Source organism: Rheinheimera texasensis DSM 17496, assembly GCF_000711985.1.
Lineage (GTDB): Bacteria > Pseudomonadota > Gammaproteobacteria > Enterobacterales > Alteromonadaceae > Pararheinheimera > Pararheinheimera texasensis.
This window is the reverse complement of record NZ_KL544005.1, coordinates 1,444,051-1,451,039: the sequence shown is the minus strand read 5'-3', so window position 1 is coordinate 1,451,039 and position 6,989 is coordinate 1,444,051. Positions and strand designations below refer to the sequence as shown.

The following is a 6,989-nucleotide window of genomic DNA, read 5'->3' as shown; positions in this document are numbered from 1 at the left end:
CGATGCATTCCTCGAGCGGGGCAATCCCATGCGAGGTAGTACAGTGAAATCGGGCTTTCAAAAAGCCAATAGTTTGGCTTTTTGCCGATTGAACGGCCCTGAGCTCTGCGAAGGGCATCAAGGCTCCCAATACACAAACCCCGCTCAGAGAGCGGGGTTTTTTGTATTTAGATTCTGGCGGTTTTACTTCGCGTAGAGTAGGACAGCGACACCGGGAATTAATGATGCCAACAGTTTGGCATCATTCCGGGGGAGCACACCCGAAGCTCTGCGAGGGTGCAGACTATCAAGAAGCCGCGATGTTGAAGCCTTAAAATCTCCAAAGCCAACAGTTTAGCTCCTCTGGCTGTCACACAGCTGATGAGCACACCCGAAGCTCTGCGAGGGTGCAGACTTCCACGAAGCCGCAATGGTGAGTTCAATATAGCTGTCAAAGGCATTGGAATGAATGATGCCAACAGTTGGGCATCCTGACGGTCTATTTCTGAGCAGGGTGACGCATGGAGTCATCTAATCTGAACAAAGGAAACTCGCCAGGTTAAGGACCGATTTCACACGCCTTAAATCAGCCAGGATTAAAAAACAAAAATTCAAAGTTCTGTATTTCTTAAACCATCCACTGTGAGTTGATACAAATAGATCTGCTGTGAGGCCTGATGCTGGTATGGCTGATATTGCAACGGAAAGTCGTAGAGTTGCTGATTTGGTAACTCTAGCAATAGGCACTTTGGGTTCAGGTTGTCGGCGCATTTCTTCAACGCTGAAACTAATATTGTGGCTGCCGCAAATCCTTCCAGGCTGATATCGCTGCGCTGAGCTTGCTCTGTCGCTGTGGCACTATGGAAGGACTGAACCAATGTTGATGACAGATCATTTGGATCTGGCACAACCATGGATGCGAAAATCTGAAATGGCTGCTGTAGCCGCTGCCGCAGTTGCTGGATACCGGTAAAGGATACGACTGAATAGACGGGATTGAACTGGCGGCTTTGGCCAAGCTGGATTGCTTCTGCCAGTGGTAAGTAGCTTCCGACAGTCAATACCACATCAGGTCTGGCGTCTTGAAGTTGTGATACAGCCGCCTGCATGTCGGTGCTATTGCGCTGAAAACGAACTACCGCAACCGGTTCTAGTCTGCGTTTTGACAGCTCAGCTTTAAACCATTGTTCGACACTCGCACCAAATTCATCTGCCTGAATAAGAAGTGCAACGCGCTGATAGTGGCGTTTGTCTATCAGATATCGGATCTGTGCAGCAGCTTCTTCACGATAACTGGCACGAAAATTATAGATAAAATTGTCATTTTGCTGACGCAGAATATCTGCTCCCGAAAATGGTGCCAGATAGGGGAGCCGGTGTTTTCGTAATAGTGGTAGTACTGCGCTGGAGGTTGGTGTACCAACATATCCAAACAGCGCAAAGACATGCTGATTTAGCAGAAAATTGCGGGTGTTTTCCACAGTGCGGACAGGCTCATAGCCATCGTCGGCGGTCAGTAGCTGAATCGGTCTGCCGCCGATGCCACCTTGGGCGTTTTGTGCGGTAAATACCAGATTGGCGCCATAACTGAACTGTTGCCCGAGCATTGCCGTCGGTCCAGTGAACGGTGCTGACATGCCAAGTTTAATCGGCGTTTGTGCCTTTAACGCAGTTGGAACACATAACACAATACATGCAGCAAGTGCAGCAAAACAAACAAATCTGAACTGCATACTGCAGTAACTCCAATAGGATATTCAACCAACTATAGCTTAGCTATGGATTGCTCTATTGGATTTGATACAAATCAGCTAAACAGGCCGTTTGTCTTAATTGAAGGGACAATGTTCGTAGTTCAGCGACACTTAACCTCAGATCCTGGCGTTGCCAGCACAGTGGAATCCAATGCGTTGCATCCTGGGCTGGCAATGCCTGAAAGTGTAAATTCAACCAGCGCTTTAATGTCATTGAGCTCTGAGCCCAGTCGCGTTGTCCCTGCATAAACAATTGCAATAGCTGTTGGTCATAACAGCTCCAAGCTTCAGCGACAGGTTTTGCCCAAAGCTGCAGCAAAAGTGGGTCCAACCGTGACCAGATAATGTCAGCCTGTTGCCATAAGTTCTGGCCAAAATATTGTTGCAAGGCGCCAATCTCGGTAGCTTCGCTTTGGTTAAGTTGTTTTAGCATCAGCACAGAATATTCATTACTGCTCTGATCCGGCACAGTACTGAGCTTGACCGCCACATAACCGGCGCTTTGCCAAAAACCTGCCAAAGCTGGTGTTGCGCCGAAACTGGTTGCCATCAGATCCACTCCGGCAGCACCCGCTTCACTGCTGATGAAATTCAGTAATCCACGCCCAAGCCTCTGACGCTGCAAATCCGGCCTGACTATCAGACGCTGGACCCGCCAGATCTGCCGGGTACCAGCCTCAGGCCACAAACAATGATAAATAAGACTTTGCGCTGCCAGATGACCTTGTACCCGGCGTTTGCCCTGATAAATATCCGGCAGCAATTGCGGTGGTAGCTGCCCTTCCTGACTGACAACAGCGACTGCGACAACGATATCTTCTTGTTGCAGTGTGAACACCAGCAGGCTGGGGTCATCTAATAACGCCCATAAATCCCGTACTGAGGTTTGATAATGCGCCAGACATGCCAGGCGGAACACTTGCTGCAGTAATGCTGGTTGCTCAGCCAGCGACATCGCACTATACCGGTGTGACTGTAAGGCAGAAGTGCTGGAAGTGACAGCTGACGTATCTGGGTCATCCAGCAAAAAACTGCGAAAGATTAATTGCTCTAACGGATCCTGCCGTCCATAACGGATAGGTTGCTGTAGCACCAGCTTGCGCCAGCCCGGCCTGTGTTGTTGCAGATACTGTTGAAAACGCAGCTGAAAACCACGGCCAGTGCCTTCGTAGCCATGCTCGGTTGTGGCAAATACCACTCTGCTATAACTTTCCGTCAAGGCTTGTAGCTGCGGTGCCGGGATCGCGGCGGCTTCGTCAATCAGCAGCAGATCTGCTGAGGGTTGTTCAGCGAGCAGCCGGTCGACCGGCCAGAATTGCAGTAAAGATGGCGTGTCTTCACCGAGCCGACGCTGACAGATCTCTAATGCAACTTGTGCCGCTGCCGGCTGTGGTGCTGTGATGATAAGTTTGGTCTTGCCTGCCTGTTGCAGCTGCGCGGCGGCAAGGCCAAGCGCGGCAGATTTGCCTCTGCCCCGGTGTGCACTGAGCACCAGCGGCCGGTGTCGGTGACCGCTAACCACATGGTGAATGGCTGCTACGGCAAGTTGCTGACAGTGGCTGGCATAAGGCGTTGTAAATTCTGCTACGGTCGATGCAGCGGTCGGAGCCATCAGCCGGTTATCCAGACCGCAGTGGTTCCAACACACCAGCGGCTGTTGTTGCCATTGTGAAGCAAGCCAATGCTGAAACCGGCCAACATGCTGTGCGGCATCCGTCGGATAAGACAACAAACGCCGGGCGGCTGGATTAGGCTGCTGGCTGAATATTTCAGCATCAGCCGTCAATAACAGCCAAATCCCGCCGGCAGTTAAACAGCCCATGCTGGCTGCGACTAAATCCCAGTCCATACCGCTGGTAGCCTGAATAATCAGAACATCACATTCCTGCCCCAGCAACTGTTGCCGGGCTTGGCCGGCGATTTGTCTGACCTGCAGTTGTTCGTTAAATGTTGGCCAGGGGTCACCTAACCAAAAAATGCGATCTGTGCTTTGGAGCTGGCTTTGCAGCCATTGCCAACAACCCTGCAAAAAGGCGTCATCACCCTGGGCCCAGACGGGCAAGCGCCAGCGCTGCGTCCGGCACTGCGACCAGGCTTGTAATAACTCAGAGTGGGGTGAGGCGGGCATACGAGGTAACCAGCCACTTGCTGCCGAGTTGGTCGAAGTTAATCTGAATGCGCGATTGGTTGCCGGTCCCTTCGTAATTCAGCACAGTACCTTCGCCGAACTTTTCGTGATGGACACGCTGACCCAGTTTAAAGCCGGTATTTTCAAAGGCGCTGTGACTGGCTGCACTGCCAAAGCGGTTAAATTGCGTTGGCCGGCTGACGGTGGTGGTCAGGCGAATTTCCTCGACATATTCGGCCGGAATTTCCCGCAGGAACCGCGACGGTTTGTTGTACTGTTCCTGACCATACAAACGCCGGCTCTCGGCGTGACAAAGATAAAGTTTTTGCATCGCGCGTGTCATGCCGACATAACAAAGCCGGCGCTCTTCTTCCAGCCGCGTCGGGTCGTCACCACTCTGCTGACTAGGGAACATACCTTCTTCCAGACCACAAACAAACACCAGCGGGAATTCCAGACCTTTGGCAGTGTGCAGCGTCATTAGCTGCACTGCATCCGAGTGTTCTTCGGCCTGATATTCACCGGCTTCCAGTGCTGCCTGCGACAAAAACGCCGACAACGGGCTCATTTCTTCGTTATTACTGAAGTTGAGGTTGGCACAGGCGTTGACCAGCTCGTTTAAGTTTTCGATACGGGTCTGGGCTTTCTCGCCTTTTTCCGCCTGGTACATCGCATACAGACCGGACTGATGAATCACATGGTCGGCCTGTTCATCCAGTGACAAGTCACGGATGTCGTCATCGAGCCGGTTAATCAGCTCCATAAAGGCAGATACTGCATTGGCAGCGCGGCCGCTGAGTTCTTTTTGGTGCAACATCTGCTGCAAACTTTGCCACAGAGTTTGTGAGCTGGCGCGGGCAAATTCCCGCACTTTGTCCATGCTGGAATCACCGATGCCACGGGTCGGCGTATTGATGATGCGCTCGAGCGCTGCGTCATCCTGGCGGTTGTTGATCAGCCGCAGATACGACAAAGCGTCTTTAATTTCCTGACGTTCATAAAAGCGCAGCCCACCGTAAATCCGGTAATGGATGCCGTCCTGAATGAGTGCTTCTTCCAGCACGCGCGACTGCGCGTTGTTACGGTACAGCACTGCAGCCTCAGTCAGTTTGCCACCCTGGCGGCGCCACTCACGAATGCGGCTGACGATAAAGCGTGCTTCGTCCAGTTCGTTAAAAGCGCTGTATAACGAAATCGGCTCGCCGTCGTCGCCGTCAGTCCACAAATCTTTGCCCAGCCGGCCCTGATTGTTGCTGATCACCGCATTGGCGGCTTTCAGGATAATGCCGGTAGAGCGGTAATTCTGTTCCAGTCGGATAGTTTCCGGATTTGGGAAATCTTTCAGGAATTGCTGAATATTCTCCACTTTGGCGCCGCGCCAGCCGTAAATGGACTGATCGTCGTCGCCTACGATCATCACACGGGCATGGTTGCCGGCCAGCAGGCGTAACCATTGGTATTGAATGGCGTTAGTATCCTGAAACTCATCGACGAGGATATGGCGGAAACGTTGTTGATAATGACTGCGCACCTGCTCGTTATTTTTCAGCAGTTCGAAACTGCGCAGCAGAATTTCGGCAAAATCGACCAGACCGGCACGGTCACACATTTCCTGATAAGCGCCGTAGATTTTAATCAGCGTCTGCAGATTAAAATCGCCACCATGCGCCATAGTGCCAGGCCGTTCACCTTCGTCTTTGCGGCCATTGATAAACCATTGCACTTGCTTCGGCGCCCAGTGTTTTTCGTCCAGATTCAGTGCTTTTAATACCCGCCGGACTAAACGGTACTGGTCGTCCGAATCGATGATCTGAAAACCTTGCGGTAAATTGGCTTCTTGATAATGGGCGCGCAATAAACGATGCGACAGACCATGGAAAGTCCCCATCCACAGGTTATTCAGGCTAACACCAACGGTTTGCTCGATGCGCGAACGCATTTCCTGTGCGGCTTTGTTGGTGAACGTCACGGCCAGTAGCGAATAAGGCGCGACCCGTTCGACTTGCATCAGCCAGGCCATCCGGTGCACCAGCACGCGGGTTTTGCCTGAACCCGCACCGGCCAGCACCAGCATGTGCTGGGGTTGCGCGGCAACCGCTTCACGTTGTTTATCGTTTAAACCATCCAGTAACAGCGAAACGTCCATCAACTCAAACCTATGGATAAATTTACAGGCATTATATACCCAAGCACACGTGAGATGCGAGTTTCCGGCCCACCGGGCACAGGCCGCATCGCGCTTTTAACCCCGTTGCAAAAACAATAATTGCGCTAAATCACTGAGTTCCACATGTGGTAGCACTAACGGTGGTTTCGCCGTCTGCGGCTGTGGGCTATTGGCCGGATTCAGCCAGGCAGCCTGACAACCAGCATTCAGTGCGCCGAGCACATCAGAACGGACATGGTCGCCGATATGCAGGATTTGTCCGGGTTCAAGCCCAAGTCGTCTGGCTGCGTGGTGGAACAAATCCGGATAAGGTTTCATCCGCCCATCCGGGCCGGCGCGTAAAGCAAACTGAAAATAAGGCGCGATGCCCATGCGCTGAATATCGGCATTGCCGTTGGTAATGGCAACCAGTGGAAACCGGCTGGCGAGTGTTGCCAGCAGTTGTTTGACCTCAACACTGACACTGATATTGGTGCGTTCCTGTAAAAAAGCGCCAAGCGCCAGTTCAGCCACTTCACCGGCTTCGCAGGTAGAGAGACCCTGGGCGACCAAGCCTTGTTCCACGGCCAATAAGCGCCAGCGGCTGACGTCGTGGCGGATCTCGGCATTCTGCGCGGCTAACAACTTGCGCTGTTGCCACCAATATTGCGGGTCATTGTGTGGTAAATCCGGTTTCAGCTGGGTTAAACGCTGCTGCATCGCCAGCTCAGCCGCAGCTATCACCTGGCTGTTGGCGTATAAAGTGTCGTCGAGGTCAAAGGACAACGCCTCAAGGGCGAAAAGGTTTTTATACAGACGCATGGAAAAATCCGGCAGTTCGGGTTAAAGCTTATTATGCATGGCTCTGTTTGCCTTGTCTGGCTCTGTAACTGTTGTTGTGCTGAAACACTTGCCTGAGCCACAAGACAACGCCGCTATGCATCGCTTATGCTGGCTGGCATTTTCACCTGCTATTTGTTTT

General features: G+C 52.2%; 4 protein-coding genes. All 4 read right to left on the bottom strand.

Going from position 1 to position 6,989, the window contains the following annotated elements:
* Positions 1-590: 590 nt before the first annotated feature.
* A complete protein-coding gene (locus Q399_RS21220) occupies positions 591-1,712 on the bottom strand; it encodes an ABC transporter substrate-binding protein (protein ID WP_051686106.1) in 1,122 nt (373 codons plus the stop codon).
* A gap of 55 nt (positions 1,713-1,767) precedes the next feature.
* Positions 1,768-3,861 carry a tRNA(Met) cytidine acetyltransferase TmcA domain-containing protein gene (locus Q399_RS0117050; protein WP_051686105.1) on the bottom strand — a complete coding sequence of 698 codons (2,094 nt, stop codon included), beginning with the start codon at positions 3,859-3,861 and terminating at the stop codon, positions 1,768-1,770.
* The gene (gene uvrD, locus Q399_RS0117045; RefSeq protein ID WP_031570605.1) at positions 3,839-6,007 is read right to left on the bottom strand and encodes a DNA helicase II; all 2,169 of its coding nucleotides are present in this window, start codon (positions 6,005-6,007) and stop codon (positions 3,839-3,841) included. The genes Q399_RS0117050 and uvrD overlap by 23 nt, the downstream gene beginning before the upstream one ends.
* A gap of 96 nt (positions 6,008-6,103) precedes the next feature.
* Positions 6,104-6,829, bottom strand: coding sequence for an HAD-IA family hydrolase (locus tag Q399_RS0117040; RefSeq protein ID WP_031570603.1), 726 nt, complete (start codon positions 6,827-6,829; stop codon positions 6,104-6,106).
* Positions 6,830-6,989 lie beyond the last annotated feature (160 nt).